The sequence below is a fragment of the Halomonas mongoliensis genome, assembly GCF_052496345.1.
On record NZ_CP199288.1, the window covers coordinates 480,317 to 495,567 of the forward strand.

A 15,251-nucleotide genomic window follows, 5' to 3' on the forward strand; every position below is an offset into this window, starting at 1 on the left:
ATCAATTTTCTGCGGGCAGGGCTTGCCTATATTGGCCGTGGCAGCACCCCTACCCGCAGGCAAGCCTGCCGTGATATCCGCCCATTTCACGGAGTCGCACATGGACATCGTTGAACTATCCAGGTTGCAGTTCGCCTTCACGGCGATGGTGCATTTCCTGTTCGTACCACTCACGCTGGGTCTCTCGATCCTGCTGGCGATAATGGAGACGGTCTACGTGATGACCGGCAAGACCATCTATCGCGAAATGACCAAGTTCTGGGGCAAGTTGTTCGGCATCAACTTCGCCCTGGGGGTCACCACCGGCATCGCCATGGAGTTCCAGTTCGGGACCAACTGGTCCTACTACTCCCACTATGTCGGCGACATCTTCGGGGCGCCGCTGGCCATCGAGGCGCTGATGGCCTTCTTCCTGGAGTCGACCCTGGTGGGGCTCTTCTTCTTCGGCTGGGACCGCATGTCGAAGCAGAAGCACCTCGCCGTCACCTGGCTGATGGCCCTGGCCACCAACCTCTCCGCGCTCTGGATCCTGGTCGCCAACGGCTGGATGCAGTACCCCATCGGCTCGGAGTTCAACCTCGAGACCATGCGCATGGAGCTGACCAGCTTCAGCGAGGTGCTGCTCAGCCCGGTGGCCCAGGTCAAGTTCGTGCACACCGTCTCCGCCGGCTACGTCACCGGTGCCGTCTTCGTGCTGGCCATCTCCAGCTGGTATCTGCTCAAGGGCCGCGAGGTCGCCTTCGCCCGGCGCAGCTTCGCCATCGCCTCCGCCTTTGGCCTGGCCGCCGTGCTGTCGGTGATCGTGCTGGGCGACGAGTCCGGCTACGAGCTGGGCGACGTGCAGCAGGTCAAGCTGGCCGCCATCGAGGCAGAGTGGGAGACCCAGCCGGCGCCCGCCGCCTTCACCCTGGTGGGGCTGCCCAACGAGGCGGAGCAGCGCACCGACTTCGCCATCCATATTCCCGCCGCCCTGGGGCTGATCGCCACCCGCTCCCTGGACCAGGAGGTGACCGGCATTCGCGAGCTCAAGGAGCAGCACCGCGAGCGCATCATCACCGGCCAGGAGGCCTACGAGCTAATGTACCGCCTGCGTCGCGGCGAGGGCAGCGAGGCCGACGCCGCCCGCTTCGAGGAGGTACGCGGCGACCTGGGCTACGGCCTGCTGCTCAGCGCCTATACCGACGACGTACCCAATGCCACCGCCGCCGAGATCGAGCGCGCCGTGGAGGCCTCGGTGCCCAAGGTGTGGCCGCTGTTCTGGACCTTCCGCATCATGGTGGCCGCCGGCTTCATCATGCTGGTGCTCTTCGTGCTGGCCTTCTGGCACAGCGTGCGTCGCCAGCCCGAGGCGTCACCCTGGCTGCTGCGCTTCGCCCTGTTCAGCCTGCCGCTGCCCTGGATCGCCTCCGAGGCCGGCTGGTTCGTGGCCGAGTATGGCCGCCAGCCCTGGGCCATCGGCGAGATCCTGCCGATCCATATCGCCGTCTCCCACCTGACGGTCAACCAGGTGCTCTTCACCCTGATCGCCATCGCCGTGCTCTACACCATCTTCGTGATCATCGAGATCTGGCTGATGCAGCACTTCGCTCGCAAGGGGCCCTCCGGCAGCGGCTATCACGCCGGCCCGGACGACCTCGACGCTCCCGCCACCGCGCTGACCGGCAAGCCACAGGAGGCATGACATGGACTACGAAACGCTCAGATTCATCTGGTGGGTGCTGATCGGCGTGCTGCTGATCGGGTTCGCGGTCACCGACGGCTTCGACATGGGCATGGCCAGCCTGCTCAAGGTGGTGGGCCATAACGACGAGGAGCGCCGGGTGATGATCAACTCCGTGGCGCCCCACTGGGACGGCAACCAGGTGTGGCTGATCACCGCTGCCGGCGCCCTCTTCGCCGCCTGGCCGCCGGTCTACGCCGCCGCCTTCAACGGCTTCTACCTGGCGCTGATGCTGACCCTGTTCGCGCTCTTCCTGCGCCCGCTGGCCTTCGACTACCGCTCCAAGCTCGACAGCCCCGTTTGGCGCAGCCGCTGGGACTGGATGCTGACCATCGGCTCGGCGGTGCCGGCGCTGCTCTTCGGCGTCGCCTTCGGCAACCTGCTGCAGGGCGTGCCCTTCCAGTTCGACGACATTCTGCGCCTGGACTACCAGGGCGGCCTGCTCGGCCTGCTCAACCCCTTAGCGCTGCTGGCCGGGCTGCTCAGCCTGCTGATGTTTGTCACCCACGGCGCCGCCTGGCTGCAGATGAAGACCGAAGGCGAGCTGCGCGCCCGCAGCGCCGCCATCGGCACCCTGACCGCCCTGGTCTGCGCGGTGCTCTTCCTGGTGGCGGGCGTCTGGCTGATGTTCGGCGTGGACGGCTACCAGGTGACCAGCGTCATCGACACCCAGGGCCACAACGCCACCACCGCCAAGCTGGTAGAGGCGAGCGCCGGCGGCTGGATGGCCAACTATGCGCGCTTCCCGGCGCTCTGGCTGCTGCCGCTGCTGGGCCTTGCGGGCTTCTTGCTCTGCTCGCTGACCATGAAGGCGGGACGCCACGTGCTGGCCTTTGTCAGCTCTTCGCTGGCCATGGCCATGGTGATCGTCACCACCGGCGTCACCATGTTCCCCTTCGTGATGCCCTCGTCGCTCAACCCGGCCCACAGCCTGACCATGTGGGACGCCACCGCCAGCTACATGACGCTGATGATCATGTTCGTGGTGGTCTGCATCTTCGTGCCGCTGGTGCTCGCCTACACCGCCTGGAGCTACTGGGTGATGCGCGGCCGGCTCAACGAGCAGTACATCCGCGACAACGACAAGGCGCTCTACTGAGCCCGGCCTGAAAGGAGATTATGACGATGTGGTACTTCGCCTGGATTCTCGGCGTCACCCTGGCCGCCGCCCTCGGCATCCTCAACGCCATGTGGCTGGAGCTCAACGGCTATGAAGGCGAAAGCGCCGGAGAGGACCATGAGCGCGGCGACTGAGTCGCCCACCCCGCGGCAGCGGCTCGTCCGCTGCCTCGCCCCTCAGCGCCACTGGCTGCGCGGTGCGCTGCTGCTGGCACTGTCGGGCGCCGTGCTGCTGGTGGCCCAGAGCTGGCTGCTGGCGGCCCTCTTTTCCTACTGGCTGCTGGCCTGGCAGGGGCTGGCCCCCGCCGAGGCGCCGGCGGCCTGGTGGCTCCCCGCCCTGGCCGCCTGCCTGGCCCTGCGCCCGCTGCTGCACGCCGGCCGCGAGGCGCTCTCGCGCCGGGCCAGCCGCGACGCCCGGGCCGCGCTGCGCCGCACGCTGCTCGAGCGGCTGGGCGAGCTGGGCCCGGCGCGGCGGCGCTACGGCAGCGACGGCGCCCTGGGTGCCAAGGTGCTGGAGCAGGTGGACGCCCTGGACGGCTATATCGCCCGCTACCGGGTGCAGAGCCGCCTGGCGGTGCTGGTGCCGCTGCTGCTGGGCGGCATGGTCGCCCTGCACAGCCCCCTGGCCGCCGGCCTGATGCTGCTCACGGCCCCCCTGGTGCCGCTCTTCATGGTCCTGGTGGGGCGCGCCGCCGCCGGCGCCAGCCGCCGTCAGCTCGAGACCCTGGCGCGGCTGGGCGGCCACTTCCTCGACCTGGCCCGGGGCATGGGCACCCTGCAGCGCCTGGGCGCCACCGCCCAGGCGGGGCGGCGCATCGCCGCCGCCAGCGAGGCCTACCGCGGCCGCACCATGGGGGTGCTGCGCCTGGCCTTTCTCTCCAGCGCCGTGCTGGAGTTCTTCTCCGCCCTGGCCATCGCCCTGGTGGCGCTCTACCTGGGGCTTGGCCTGCTGGGCATCCTGCCCTGGGCCAAGGGCGAGGTGCCGGTGATCTATCAGTCGGCGCTCTTTATCCTGCTGCTGGCCCCGGAGTTCTACGCGCCGCTGCGCCAGCTGGGTGCCGACTACCACGCCCGTGCCGAGGCCGAGGGCGCCATGGACGAGCTGGCGCCGCTGCTCGACGCGACCCCCTGGCGCCCCGAGGCGCGCCGGACGCCCGCCCTGGGCGTCAGCCCGCCCCGGCTCGACTGCCGCGAGCTGGCCCTGTTCGGCGACGGCGACGGCGGCCGCTGCCGCCTCGCGCCGCTCACCCTCAGCCTGGCCCCCGGCGAGCGGCTGCTGGTGCAGGGAGAGAGCGGCAGCGGCAAGTCGAGCCTGCTGGAGGCGCTGCTCGGCTTCTCTCCCTACGCGGGCTCGCTGCGCGTCGACGGCGTTGAGCTGGCCGAGCTCGACCGGCAGGCCTGGCACCGCCGCCTGGGCTACCTGGGCCAGCAGCCGCCGGTGCTGCGCGGCAGCGTGGCCGACAACCTGCGCCTGGCCGCCCCCGCCGCCGGCGATGCCGAGCTGGTGGCCGTGCTCGAGCGGGTCGAACTCTGGCCGCTGCTGGCAAAGCGCCAGGGCCTGGCCACGGTCCTGGGCGAGCGCGGCCGCGGCCTCTCCGGCGGCCAGCTGCAGCGCCTGGCCCTGGCCCAGCTGCTGCTGAGCGAGGCGCCGCTGTGGCTCTTCGACGAGCCCACCGCCCACCTCGACCCGGACGCCGCCCGGCGCCTCCACGGCCTGATCGAACGGCTCAGCCGCGGACGCAGCGTGCTGCTGGTTAGCCACGAGGCCGACGGCCTCGACTGGGTGGATCGCCGCCTGGCGCTGGCCGCTCCCGCCGCCGCCTGTGATCCGTCCGCCGCGGCGCCCGATACCGCTGCCGCCGCCCCGGCGGTCGCCACCCATCGTCAGGAGACGCCGGCATGTCAGAGCTGAAGCCCGCCATCCGCCTGGTCGACCTGCTGCGCCTGCGCCGCGGCGGCTGGGCGCTCGCCTTTACCCTCGGCGCCGCCACCCTGCTGGCGGTGGTGGCCCTGCTGGCGATCTCCGGCTGGTTCATCACCGCGGCGGCCGCCGCCGGGGTGGCGACCGTGGCGCTGCTGGGCTTCGACTACTTCCGCCCCGCGGCGCTGATCCGGCTCTGCGCCATCGTGCGTACCGCCGGGCGCTACGGCGAGCGCCTGGCCTCCCACCATGCCGCCCTGGGGCTGCTCAAGGACCTGCGCTGCCGGCTCTTCGACGCCCTGGGGCGCCGCACCCCGGACGCCGCCCGCCCGGGCCCGGGCAGCGCCGCCGCCATGCATCGCCTGGTCACCGATATCGACCAGCTCGACCGCTTCGCCCTCAGCGCCCTGCTGCCCTGGGCCCGGGCGGGGCTGCTCTCGCTGGCGGTCATGGGGCTGTTGGCCTGGCTCGATCTCACCCTGCTGCTGGCGGCGCTGCCCGGCCTGCTGCTGGCCTGGCTGGGGCTGCCGCTGCTCACCCTCTGGCAGGGCAGCCGCCTGGCGCGGCGCGACGCCGCGCTGGCCGAGGCCCGCCGGGAGGCCCTGGTGGAGCCCCTGGCGGCCATCACCCCGCTGCTGCTCTGGGGGCGCTGGGGGCAGATGCAGCGCGAGGTGGTCGGCCGCGACGAGCGCTGCCTGGCCAACCAGGAGCACCAGCAGCGCCTGGCGAGCCTGGTGGGAGCGCTCCAGCAAGGGGCCCTGGGGCTCGCCATCGTGGCGGTGCTCTGGTGGGGGGCGCCGCTGCTGCTGGCGCCCGAGGCGGTGGACTCCCGGCTGACGGCGGCGCTGCTGCTGGCCGCGGTGCTGGCGCTGCTGGGGCTCGGCGAGATCCTCGCCCCCCTGGCGGGCAGCTTTGTGTCGCTGGGCGCCAGCCTGGCCGCCCGGGATCGTCTCAACGCCCTGGTGGCGGGCCCCTCCGGCGAGCCGGCGTCGGCACGGGCGTCGACCGAGGTCGGGGGAGAGGTAAAGGCCGAGGTTCCCGCGGCGCCCTGGTCCCTGGAGCTCTCTGGCGTCGGCGCCCGGCTGCCGGGGGCCCTCAACGGCCCCGAGGAGGTCGACCTGACGCTGGAAGGCGGGGAGGTGCTCTGCCTGAGGGGCCCCTCAGGCTGCGGCAAATCGACGCTGCTGCAGGTGCTGGCCGGAGAGCTTGCCCCTTCGGCGGGGGCGTGCCGCCTCAACGGCCGACCCCTCGAGGCGTGGCGCCTCGACGAGACCATCGGCTACCTGCCCCAGCAGTGGGACCTCTTCGACATGAGCCTGGCCGCCAACCTGCGGCTGGGCGACGTTGATGCCAGCGACGAGGCGCTCTGGGCGCTGCTCGACGAGCTGGCCCTGGGCGACTGGGCTCGGGCGCTGCCTCGAGGGCTGGACACCCCCCTGGGGGAGTACGGCGCCGCGGTCTCCGGGGGCCAGGCCCGGCGCATCGCCCTGGCCCGGCTGCTGCTGGCGCGCCGGCCCGTGCTGCTGCTGGATGAGCCCCTGGCGGGGCTGGACGCCGCCACCCGGGCGCGGGTGGTCGAGTGCCTGCTACGCCGCCAGGGGCAGGGGCTGCTGGTGATCGCCAGCCATGTCGCCCTGGAGGCTCCGGCAGTGCGACAGCGTCAGCTGACCCTTGACGAGATGGGCCGGCCGGCACTCAGGCCGACCGGATGAGGGCAAATCAGCAGTCGCCGATATGGGCGCCTTCCACCACGGTATTCATCTGCATCTCGCCCATGGGCGACTGGACAGTGACATCGACGCTGCCCTCGACGCGCTCGCCCAGGAAGTCCATGCGGCCGTTGATGTTGGCCTCGCCGCCCTCTTCTCGACAGATCATCCGGTAGTCGATGCCATCGGCAGAGACGTTGTGCTCGAGCAGCTCACAGCCCTCCTCCACCTCGAGGAACTGGAAGTCCGGATCCTCGAGGTCGCCTTGGGCGATGCACTCCTGGTGGGTGTCGGTCTGGTCGGGAATCGGGATCTCGCCGGTCACCGAGGTGGTGCTGGTGAACTCCCAAAGCCCGGGGGTGATATTGGGGGTCTCCGCCATGGCGGTGAGCGGCAGGGCCAGCAGGGCAGCGGCAAAGAGGGGGCGTAACAGCATGGGGCGTCTCCGAACGGTGAATGGGATACCTCTCCTTCGGCATCCCGGTCAGCTTACCCCCAATCTTCCCGGGGCCCAAATGCACCCAACGTTGGCCGGGCAGCTAAAGCGACGCCAGAGACCCGCTTAGCGATTCGGCCAGGCGCCATGCCGCGGCGTAAGCAACGCAAGCCTGCCGGTGAACTGCCCCTCGATCTCCTCACTGGCGCCCTGCCACTCCGCTCACTATCGTTCAGGAAACGGCAGGAGGACTCATCATGTCCGACTGGTACTCCGAAGTGGATTTCGTTCCTCGGCGAGACCTTGTATTGCGCCGAGGCGATTCGGGGGATGAGGTGCGCGCCCTGCAGCAGCGTCTCAACGCCGCAGGCTTTTCACTGACGGTGGATGGTCAGTTCGGCCCCCTGACCGAGCAGGCGGTGCGCGCCATCCAGAAGCGCAGCGGGCTGGTGGTGGACGGCCTGGCGGGCCCCAAGACAGAGGCAGTGCTGGACGAGGCCCGTCAGGAGGACAGCGACCAGCACGGGCACCGGCCGAACCCGCGCCCTGCCGATGATCGCCTGCTGGGCCAGCGGGACCTGGAGTGGGCCGCCGATGAACTGAAGGTGCCGGTAGCCGCAGTGATGGCGGTCAACGAGGTGGAGTCCCGGGGGAGCGGCTTCTTCTCCAACCGCAGGCCGGCCATCCTCTTCGAGCGCCATATCATGGCCAGACGCCTCAGACACCACGGCATCGACCCGACCCCCTACTGCACCAGCCACCCCGACCTGGTGAACACCCGCTGGGGTGGCTATATCGGTGGCACCAGGGAGTACGAACGACTGGCGCGGGCTCAGCGGATCCATGAGGCCAGCGCCCTGGAGTCCGCCTCCTGGGGGCTTTTCCAGATCATGGGCTTCCACTGGCAGCATCTGGGGTACACGAGCGTGCAGCACTATGTGGAGCTGATGCACCGGAGTGAACGGGACCACCTGGAGGCCTTCGTGCGCTTCATCCGCAGGGATGCGATGCTGCTCTCCTCCCTGCGCAACCAGGAGTGGGCAAGGTTCGCCCGACGCTACAACGGCCCCAGCTACGAGAAGAACCGCTACGATCTCAAGATGGCCCAGGCCTTCGAGCGACACCGCCACGGGCTGCGGGAGTCGGGCATGCTGGCATGAAAAAGCCCCCTGGGAGAGGGGGCAAGAAGCGATACGACACGACGACCAGGACAGCATGCAAGCAGGCGACACTCCCTGCGCGCCTCTCAGCTGGCCACTCCCCGTGACTTACGGGACCGGCCAGCTCAATGGCCGATTGCTTCGCGCAGGCTTTCCGGTAGTTCCAGCTCAGTGTCGGCTGGCAGTGCCTCAATGGACTCCGCGTACCAGGTCATGCCAATCTCCATCCTCCCTATCATGGTGAACTGTATCGGGTCTCCCTCAGCCAGCAAGGGCACCTCCTCGCCTTCCTGCAGGTGCAGGTTCATGCGCATGGCACACATGACGTCCGGAATCATTTCGTGGGCGACACTGATACGACTTTCATCATGGCCGAGGTAGATACCGCGCACGCCTTGCTGCACCTGCTCCACCACCTCCTGAGTCTGGCCTTGATGGTCCTCAGGCCCACTCCCGGAGGCGTGTACCATGGCTGAAGGCGCTATCAGAAGCGCCGCAAGAAGAATGATTTTTTTCACCTTACCCCCTTTTATAACCAAGTAGAGTTGCTGCCAACCTTCGCTCCCCTCATGTGCGAGAGTCACCAACAATGACCTCCAGAACCCGCGGGCAGGCGGGCGGCTATCCCCGCCATTTGACGCGGCTATTTTTCAACAAAGGCTCGCTCGATCACATAGTCACCGGGGTCGCCCATGCGCGGGGAGATCTTGAAGCCCAGGTCGTCGAGCAGGGCGCTGGTCTCGTCGAGCATCGCCGGGCTGCCGCAGATCATGGCGCGGTCCTGCTTGGGGTCCATGGGCGCAAGGCCGGTATCCTCGAAGAGCTTGCCGGTGCGGATATGGTCGGTGAGACGCCCCATGGTGTGGAACGCCTCCCGGGTTACCGTGGGGTAGTAGACCAGCTTCTCGGCGATCTCTTCGCCCAGGTACTCGTGGGCAGGCAGCTCCTGCTGGATGAAGTCGGCATAGGCCAGCTCGCTGACGCTGCGCACGCCGTGCACCAGCACCACCTTCTCGAAGCGCTCGTACACCTCCGGGTCCTGGATCAGGCTCATGAAGGGAGCGAGCCCCGTGCCTGTCGACAGGAAGTACAGGTTACGCCCCGGCAGCAGGTCGTCGGTCACCAGGGTGCCGGTGGGCTTGCGGCTCACCATGATCTGATCGCCCACCTTGAGGTGCTGAAGACGCGAAGTGAGCGGGCCGTCCGGCACCTTGATGCTGAAGAACTCGAGGTGATCCTCGTAGTTGGGGCTGGCGATGGAGTAGGCCCGCATCAGCGGCTTGCCGTCGACCTCCAGTCCGATCATCACGAACTGGCCATTCTTGAAGCGCAGGCCGCGATCGCGTGTGGTGCGAAAACTGAAGAGGGTCTCGTTCCAGTGGTGGACGCTGAGCACATCTTCATTGAAATACCTACTCATCCTGCCTCCATCGGCATTGAGGTTTAACGGAACTGCTGCAGCTGACACCGCTGCAGTACCAACAGATAGCCGGCGCTACATGGTGCGTCGGATATGCGCCCGGGCCAGATCGTTGATCACCTGGACGTCGATCTCATCAAAGCGCAGCAGCCGCCCCTCGTGCTCGGCCATGAAGGCCCTGGCATCTTCCTCGCTGCCGAAGGTTGCCAGGGTCGGTCCCATGGCTCCCATCACCGGGTGCTCCGTCACATAGACCGCCACCTCGGCGTCGATAAAGGCGTCGTCCGAGGGGTGATCCCAGTCGGTGATGCCCATGTCGTGGACATAGGCCTTGCGCAGCTGGGGCACCGAGTCAGGCTGCAGCAGCCAGACGAAGAGGTCCGAGGTTGAGCAGAACTTCAGCACCTGGCCATTACGTGTGCAGACCTGCGCCTTGGGTCCGGGATATTCCGTGATGAACATGCCGCACACCACACACTCATCTCCCGGCACAATCGGCTGTGGTTCGCATACCACCGCCACCTCCTCTTCGCCGCCACACCCCGCCAGCCCCGCCAGGGTGACGCCCCCCACCACGATGATGAACTTCCTGCGTGTCAGCATATGCCTGTGTCCTGTTCAGATTTCGCGACGACGGAAGATCCACAGCGCCAGCCCCAGGGGCACCGCCACCCAGGCCAGCAGGGCACCGATCAAGAGCGCCGGGTGGAAGGCCGCATCGGCACCGATGGAGGCCAGGCCCGCCTGGGTCCGCGCCGCCTCGAAGAAGGTGAGGTTGACGATGCGGAAGATATCGGTGGGATTGAGCAGCAGCAGATAGTGGAAGAGCCCCTCGCTGACCTGGCCGCCGGTGCCCACCAGCACGCCCAGCAGCACCAGGTCGAAGACGATGACGAAGAGGAACCACACCACCAGGGCGATGCCCGCCGCCTTGGACTTCTCCGCCACGTTGACGCTGATCAGGTAGGCGAAGCCGATAAAAGCCCAGCCCAGCAGCATCGCCGAGAGGATGAAGAGCGCCAGGGCCGCCACCAGCTCGCCCAGCTGCTCCACGCTGCCCAGGGCGGCGATGACGGCACCGGCCACGCCGAAGCCCACCAGGGTGGAGACGCCGAGGATGGCCGCATGGCCCAGGAACTTGCCGGCGAGGATCTCGACTCGACTCATCGGGTAGGTGAGCAGCAGCAGCAGGGTCCCCTGCTCGTCCTCGCCGACGATGCTGTCGTAGGCCAGCATCAGGGCGATCAGCGGTATCAGGAACACCGCCAGGCTCGACAGGCTGACGATGGTGGTCGAGACCCGGGTGAAACCCACCTGACCCGAGGCCGCGGCGCCGAAATAGGCCAGGCCGATGGCCAGCAGGCCGAACACCAGGGTGATGGCCAGCACCCAGCGGTTGCGCAGGCCGTCGCGGAACTCCTTGCCGGCCACGATCATCAGGTTTCTCATGCGCTCACTCCCTGCTGGGCGTCGAGGGTGGCCGCCGGGGCCGACGCGGGCTCCGCACGGTCGCGAATGGTGGCGTCGAAATGGGCGTAGAGCGACTCCAGGGTGGGCGGCTCCAGATCCAGGTCGGCGACCTCCGGGTCGGCCATCAGACGGCGCAGCACCGCCATCTTGGCGCGCACCGGCACCGCCAGCTCGAGGCGGCCCTCCCCGGCGGGGCGGGCCACTACCCCGTGGGGTCGCAACGAGTCGGCCAGGCTCTCGGGGGTCCGGGTCGTGCGCAGGCGCATCACCAGCGGCAGGTCGGCGACCTCGCGCAGCTCGTCGATGCTGCCGGAGGCGAGCATGCGCCCCTGGCCGAGGATCGCCGCCCGGTCGATATGGCGCTCCACCCCGGGCAGCACGTGGGAGCAGAGGATCACGCTCACCCCGCGGCTGCGCAGCTCATCGACCATGCCGTAGAAGTCACGGGTGGCCATGGGGTCCAGGCCCACGGTGGGCTCGTCGAGCAGCATCAGCCGCGGCTCGCCGATCAGCGCCTGGGCCAGCCCGAGGCGCTGGCGCATGCCCTTGGAGTAGGTCTTCACCCGGCGGTGCATGGCGTGGCCCAGCCCCACCCGCTCCAGCAGGGGCGTCACCACCCCGGTACCGATGCGCTTGAGGCGGGCGAAGTAGTCGAGCACCTCGTAACCCGAGAGCTGCTCGTAGAACTGCACGTTCTCGGGCAGGTAGCCCAGGCGCAGGCGCAGGTCGTTGGCCGCGGCACCGCCGGGGTCGTGGCCGAACACCCTGAGCTCGCCGCTGGTCGGGCGAATCAGGCCCAGGATCAGCTTCATGGAGGTGGACTTGCCGGCGCCGTTGTGGCCCATCAGGCCCAGCACCTCGCCCTCCTTGAGGGTCAGGCTTACCTCGTCGAGGGCGGTCAGCTTGCCGAAACGCTTGCCGACCGCGCGCATCTCGATCACGGGTTGGGTCATTGCAGTATCTCCGCCATCCAGTCGGGAAGGGCCATCAGCGGATGGCTGTCGCGTACGCCCGGCGGGCGCAGGATCGGGAACTCGCGCTGCACCCAGCGCAGCACCTGGACCGCCGGGCTGTTCATCAGGATCTTGGCCATGGGGTAGGTCCAGATCAGGCGGTCCACCGAGTCGTTGGGCTCGTAGGGGATATCGCCGAAGCCATCACCGCTTAGGTCCCAGCCCAGGTAGTCGCTCCAGTAGTTGCCGCGGCCCTCGAAGGACCACTCCTGCTCGCGAACAGCCACGTACTTGACCTGGGTCTCGTTGCCCACGAAGGCGTTGCCGTGGAATTCGTTGTCCTCGGAGCCGGCGGTCATATGGATGCCGATCTCGGTGCGGGCGAAGAGGTTGTCGCGGATCTCGTTGAATAGCGAGTTGTAGACGAACAGCGCCTTGCCCTCGCTGCCGCTGATGGCATGACCGTCGGACTCGACAACGGTACCGGGGGGCACACCACGCTGGGCATCCAGAGAAACATTCTCGTAAATGACCGAATCAACAATAAAGTTCAGCAGGAAGCCGTAGTTCTGGTCGCGCTCGGAGCGATTGCCCACCACTTCAAGGTGACGGGACTGCATCAGCGCATAGCCCAGCCGGTTGTTGCGGGTCAGGTTGTCGCGGACTTCATTGTGCTGGGAAAACATGTAATGAATTCCATAGCGCTGATCACGCAGAAAGTTGCCGATCAGTCGGTTATGGTTGCTGAGGTCAATATAGATCCCGTCGCGGGTATCCCAGACCTCGTTGTCGCGAATCTCGGCCCCGGTGACGTCGTAGAGGTGGAGCCCGTTACCGCGGTCCTGGGAGCGCAGCGAGGTGTCACCGCTGACCCTGTTGCCGATCACCTTGATATCGGAAACGCTGTCCATCCAGATGCCAAAGCCACGTGCTTCTAGACGGTTATTCTCGATCAGGCTACCGGTTGCCTTGCGATCAATGAAGATCACCGCATCCATGGCCGTCATATCTGCACCGTCATGACGCAGATGCAGGTTGCGAACCTGGGTACCAGGAGCCTCTATGGTGAGGACACGCCCCTGTCCGGCACCGTCCAGTATCGCCCCAGGCTCTCCTACCAGCTCAATAGGCGTACGAACCGTGAAGTTTCCAACATAAACTCCCTCGGCGACTCGCACCCTGTCGCCGGGAGATGCAGCATCCAGTACCTCCTGCAGGGGGCTCTGCCCAGGTGTCACAAGAAGCTCCGCTGCCACGGCTTTTCCGGCCAGCAGCAGACCAAGCATCAGAACCCAGGCCAAGTGCTTTAGTCTCATCTTGGACAACTCTCGCATTGGGGAGGTGGCCGGATGGCCACCTCCTTTACAGGGCCCGGATCAGGCCGGTTCAACCAGCATCCGGCCGGCCATCTCCATGTGCAGTGCGTGGCAGAACCAGGTGCAGAAGTACCAGTAGACACCGGGCTTGTCGGCCGTGAAGGTGATCGAGGAAGTCTGCTGCGGGTTCACCTCCATCGATACGCCGTAGTTGATGATGGCAAAACCGTGTGAAAGGTCCTCGATACGATCAAGGTTGGTGACAATGACCGTGACTTCATCACCCTGCTTGACGGTAAACTTGTTCATGCTGTATTGCGGCGCCACAGCCGTCAGATAGACCCGCACCTTGTTGCCGTTGCGAATCACCGCACTGGCCGTATCCAGGTCTACACCATCCTCCTCGGCCCACTTTCTGGCCTGCTCCCAGTAAGGGTCATCGCGGCTGTAGATGGGCGACGGGTTGAGCTGGTCGGGGCGGCACATGATGCAGTCGTGGGGCTCTGCAAAGGCGGGACCATCGTGAACCAGCTTCATTTCATCGCCGGAGATATCGATCAGCTGATCATTCTCGGGATGGAGCGGGCCCACCGGCAGGAAGCGGTCCTTGGAGAACTTGCTGAGCACAACCAGCCACTGTCCATCGGCTTCGGCGGTTTCTGCCAGGGTGGCGTTCAGGTGGCCCGGCTGATAGTGAACGTCAAGCTTCTGGCGGATGTAGTTGACGCTCTCGCCGTTGTAGTGGCGAATCGCGTCCTCGACGTTCCACTTGACCACCTGGCTGTCGATAAACAGGGTGGTGTAGGCGTTGCCGCGACCGTCATAGGTGGTGTGAAGCGGCCCGAGGCCCAGTTCAGGCTCAGCCACAACGGTGTCACGCAGCTCGATCTTGTTATCGAAAAGATCCGGCAGCTTGTGAGTATCGATCACGGTACAGGTCGGTGAGAGCTTCCCGTTGGCAATCAGATACTTTCCATCCGGCGTGGCATTGATGCCGTGGGGGTTCTTGGGCACCGGAATATAGCGGGTGAAGGGGGTGTCGGGTCCACGTCCATCCACCACCGGAACATCGGAACCTTCGATGGTGATGTAGTCGCCGCTCTCCACCGCGCGCTCGATGGCGTGGATATCGAAGACCACCACCCAGTCACGCTCAAAACGCATCTTGTCCGCCAGGGTGACACCACGCTCGGCGTTGTAGCAGGTAGAGGCGGCAAAGCGGCCCGAGTAGTCGGCGTTACAGTTGTCGAGGTTGCCATCGACCCACACCTGCCACTTGATCTCCATGCTCTCGCCGTCGATGCCGGTAAACACGGACCAGTAGTGCTCGGGCTCATCCAGATGGCGCCCATCATTGGGCAGCGGGACGATATTCTCGCCGTTGGCGAAGACGTAGCCGGTCTTGGGGGCCTTCTGTACGCGCAGACCGTGGATGGCATGGGCATTGGGCACCGTGACCATCTTGTCGCAGCGCATGATGTCGAGGCGGATCCGCGCTACCCGAGTGTTCAGCTTGTCGTGCACGTACAGGTAGCGACCATCGTACTTGCCGTCGGTGTAGCTCATGTGCACGTGGTGCAGGTCACCGTTCTGGAACTGGGCACTATCGCCGAGCACGGCAAGACTCTCGTTGGTCTGTCCCCAGCCGGTGGCGCTACAGCGATTGAAGACAGGGATACGTGCCAGTTCGCGCATGGAGGGCACCCCCATCACACGAACCTCACCCGACTGGCCGCTGCTCCAGAAGCCGTAATAGGTATCCAGCTCGCCCGGGTCCACATGGACGCTCAGCCCATTGCCATTGCTCGCTGCCTGGGCCGGCTGGCTGCGGGTCAGCGCGCCCACGCCCGCCACGCCGGCGGCACCCGCCATGCCGACAGCACCTACCGCAGCACTGCCCGCCAGGAAGCGGCGGCGCCCCTCATTGAAGGCCCCGGTGGGCATATCGTCGCTCTGGTTCTTGCTCATGACGCTTCTCCGTTTCGTTTGACTTCTTGCTGTACCGGCTTGACTGCCGGCCTTCTTCT

The 15,251-nt window shown here is 66.9% G+C and carries 14 protein-coding genes; 6 read left to right on the top strand and 8 right to left on the bottom strand.

The annotated features are described in order from the left end of the window. The first annotated feature begins 100 nt into the window (after positions 1-100). The 5 genes from ACRYRV_RS02180 to cydC are packed head-to-tail and all read left to right on the top strand — an operon-like array spanning position 101 to position 6,472. Positions 101-1,681: a cytochrome ubiquinol oxidase subunit I gene (locus ACRYRV_RS02180; protein WP_444984099.1), complete on the top strand. Its 1,581-nt coding sequence runs from the start codon at positions 101-103 to the stop codon at positions 1,679-1,681. 1 nt (position 1,682) lies between these two features. Continuing rightward, complete coding sequence (gene cydB / locus ACRYRV_RS02185; protein ID WP_444984098.1) at positions 1,683-2,819, top strand: cytochrome d ubiquinol oxidase subunit II; 1,137 nt, start codon at positions 1,683-1,685, stop codon at positions 2,817-2,819. A gap of 26 nt (positions 2,820-2,845) precedes the next feature. After that, entirely contained in the window at positions 2,846-2,974 is a 129-nt protein-coding gene (gene cydX / locus ACRYRV_RS02190; protein ID WP_253450800.1) for a cytochrome bd-I oxidase subunit CydX, read from the top strand. Then, complete coding sequence (gene cydD / locus ACRYRV_RS02195; RefSeq protein ID WP_444984097.1) at positions 2,958-4,751, top strand: thiol reductant ABC exporter subunit CydD; 1,794 nt, start codon at positions 2,958-2,960, stop codon at positions 4,749-4,751. The genes cydX and cydD overlap by 17 nt, the downstream gene beginning before the upstream one ends. After that, a complete protein-coding gene (cydC, locus tag ACRYRV_RS02200) occupies positions 4,739-6,472 on the top strand; it encodes a thiol reductant ABC exporter subunit CydC (RefSeq protein WP_444984096.1) in 1,734 nt (577 codons plus the stop codon). Before cydD ends, cydC begins: the two co-directional genes overlap by 13 nt. A 7-nt stretch (positions 6,473-6,479) precedes the next feature. On the opposite strand, the gene ACRYRV_RS02205 is transcribed toward cydC, so the two are convergent. Then, positions 6,480-6,905, bottom strand: coding sequence for a DUF3617 domain-containing protein (locus ACRYRV_RS02205; RefSeq protein ID WP_309635714.1), 426 nt, complete (start codon positions 6,903-6,905; stop codon positions 6,480-6,482). A gap of 257 nt (positions 6,906-7,162) precedes the next feature. Here ACRYRV_RS02205 and ACRYRV_RS02210 point away from each other — a divergent pair, with 257 nt between their 5' ends. Continuing rightward, a complete protein-coding gene (locus ACRYRV_RS02210) occupies positions 7,163-8,065 on the top strand; it encodes an N-acetylmuramidase domain-containing protein (protein ID WP_444984095.1) in 903 nt (300 codons plus the stop codon). A gap of 125 nt (positions 8,066-8,190) precedes the next feature. Here ACRYRV_RS02210 and ACRYRV_RS02215 read toward each other — a convergent pair whose 3' ends face one another. From ACRYRV_RS02215 to nosZ, 7 genes are all read right to left on the bottom strand, one after another. After that, positions 8,191-8,583 carry a hypothetical protein gene (locus tag ACRYRV_RS02215; protein WP_309635712.1) on the bottom strand — a complete coding sequence of 131 codons (393 nt, stop codon included), beginning with the start codon at positions 8,581-8,583 and terminating at the stop codon, positions 8,191-8,193. A gap of 125 nt (positions 8,584-8,708) precedes the next feature. After that, a complete protein-coding gene (locus ACRYRV_RS02220; RefSeq protein WP_444984094.1) occupies positions 8,709-9,485 on the bottom strand; it encodes a ferredoxin--NADP reductase in 777 nt (258 codons plus the stop codon). Between the two features lie 75 nt (positions 9,486-9,560). Beyond that, positions 9,561-10,088: a nitrous oxide reductase accessory protein NosL gene (locus tag ACRYRV_RS02225; RefSeq protein WP_444984093.1), complete on the bottom strand. Its 528-nt coding sequence runs from the start codon at positions 10,086-10,088 to the stop codon at positions 9,561-9,563. A gap of 15 nt (positions 10,089-10,103) precedes the next feature. Beyond that, entirely contained in the window at positions 10,104-10,934 is an 831-nt protein-coding gene (locus tag ACRYRV_RS02230; RefSeq protein ID WP_309636594.1) for an ABC transporter permease subunit, read from the bottom strand. Further along, positions 10,931-11,908 carry an ABC transporter ATP-binding protein gene (locus tag ACRYRV_RS02235; RefSeq protein ID WP_444984092.1) on the bottom strand — a complete coding sequence of 326 codons (978 nt, stop codon included), beginning with the start codon at positions 11,906-11,908 and terminating at the stop codon, positions 10,931-10,933. Before ACRYRV_RS02235 ends, ACRYRV_RS02230 begins: the two co-directional genes overlap by 4 nt. Next, positions 11,905-13,242 (bottom strand): nitrous oxide reductase family maturation protein NosD, encoded by a 1,338-nt coding sequence (locus tag ACRYRV_RS02240; protein ID WP_445005980.1) that lies wholly within the window; start codon positions 13,240-13,242, stop codon positions 11,905-11,907. The genes ACRYRV_RS02235 and ACRYRV_RS02240 overlap by 4 nt, the downstream gene beginning before the upstream one ends. 42 nt (positions 13,243-13,284) lie before the next feature. After that, a complete protein-coding gene (gene nosZ, locus ACRYRV_RS02245) occupies positions 13,285-15,192 on the bottom strand; it encodes a TAT-dependent nitrous-oxide reductase (protein ID WP_444984091.1) in 1,908 nt (635 codons plus the stop codon). Positions 15,193-15,251: the final 59 nt, after the last annotated feature.

Excerpts from the sequence above, each read along its gene's own strand:
- ACRYRV_RS02180 (WP_444984099.1), top strand. The coding sequence starts at position 101 with ATGGACATCGTTGAACTATCCAGGTTGCAGTTCGCCTTCACGGCGATG.
- cydC (WP_444984096.1), top strand. The coding sequence starts at position 4,739 with ATGTCAGAGCTGAAGCCCGCCATCCGCCTGGTCGACCTGCTGCGCCTG.
- ACRYRV_RS02210 (WP_444984095.1), top strand. The coding sequence starts at position 7,163 with ATGTCCGACTGGTACTCCGAAGTGGATTTCGTTCCTCGGCGAGACCTT.
- nosZ (WP_444984091.1), bottom strand. The coding sequence starts at position 15,192 with ATGAGCAAGAACCAGAGCGACGATATGCCCACCGGGGCCTTCAATGAG.
- ACRYRV_RS02205 (WP_309635714.1), bottom strand. The coding sequence starts at position 6,905 with ATGCTGTTACGCCCCCTCTTTGCCGCTGCCCTGCTGGCCCTGCCGCTC.
- ACRYRV_RS02225 (WP_444984093.1), bottom strand. The coding sequence starts at position 10,088 with ATGCTGACACGCAGGAAGTTCATCATCGTGGTGGGGGGCGTCACCCTG.
- cydB (WP_444984098.1), top strand. The coding sequence starts at position 1,683 with ATGGACTACGAAACGCTCAGATTCATCTGGTGGGTGCTGATCGGCGTG.
- ACRYRV_RS02220 (WP_444984094.1), bottom strand. The coding sequence starts at position 9,485 with ATGAGTAGGTATTTCAATGAAGATGTGCTCAGCGTCCACCACTGGAAC.
- cydD (WP_444984097.1), top strand. The coding sequence starts at position 2,958 with ATGAGCGCGGCGACTGAGTCGCCCACCCCGCGGCAGCGGCTCGTCCGC.
- ACRYRV_RS02230 (WP_309636594.1), bottom strand. The coding sequence starts at position 10,934 with ATGAGAAACCTGATGATCGTGGCCGGCAAGGAGTTCCGCGACGGCCTG.
- ACRYRV_RS02240 (WP_445005980.1), bottom strand. The coding sequence starts at position 13,242 with ATGCGAGAGTTGTCCAAGATGAGACTAAAGCACTTGGCCTGGGTTCTG.
- ACRYRV_RS02235 (WP_444984092.1), bottom strand. The coding sequence starts at position 11,908 with ATGACCCAACCCGTGATCGAGATGCGCGCGGTCGGCAAGCGTTTCGGC.
- cydX (WP_253450800.1), top strand. The coding sequence starts at position 2,846 with ATGTGGTACTTCGCCTGGATTCTCGGCGTCACCCTGGCCGCCGCCCTC.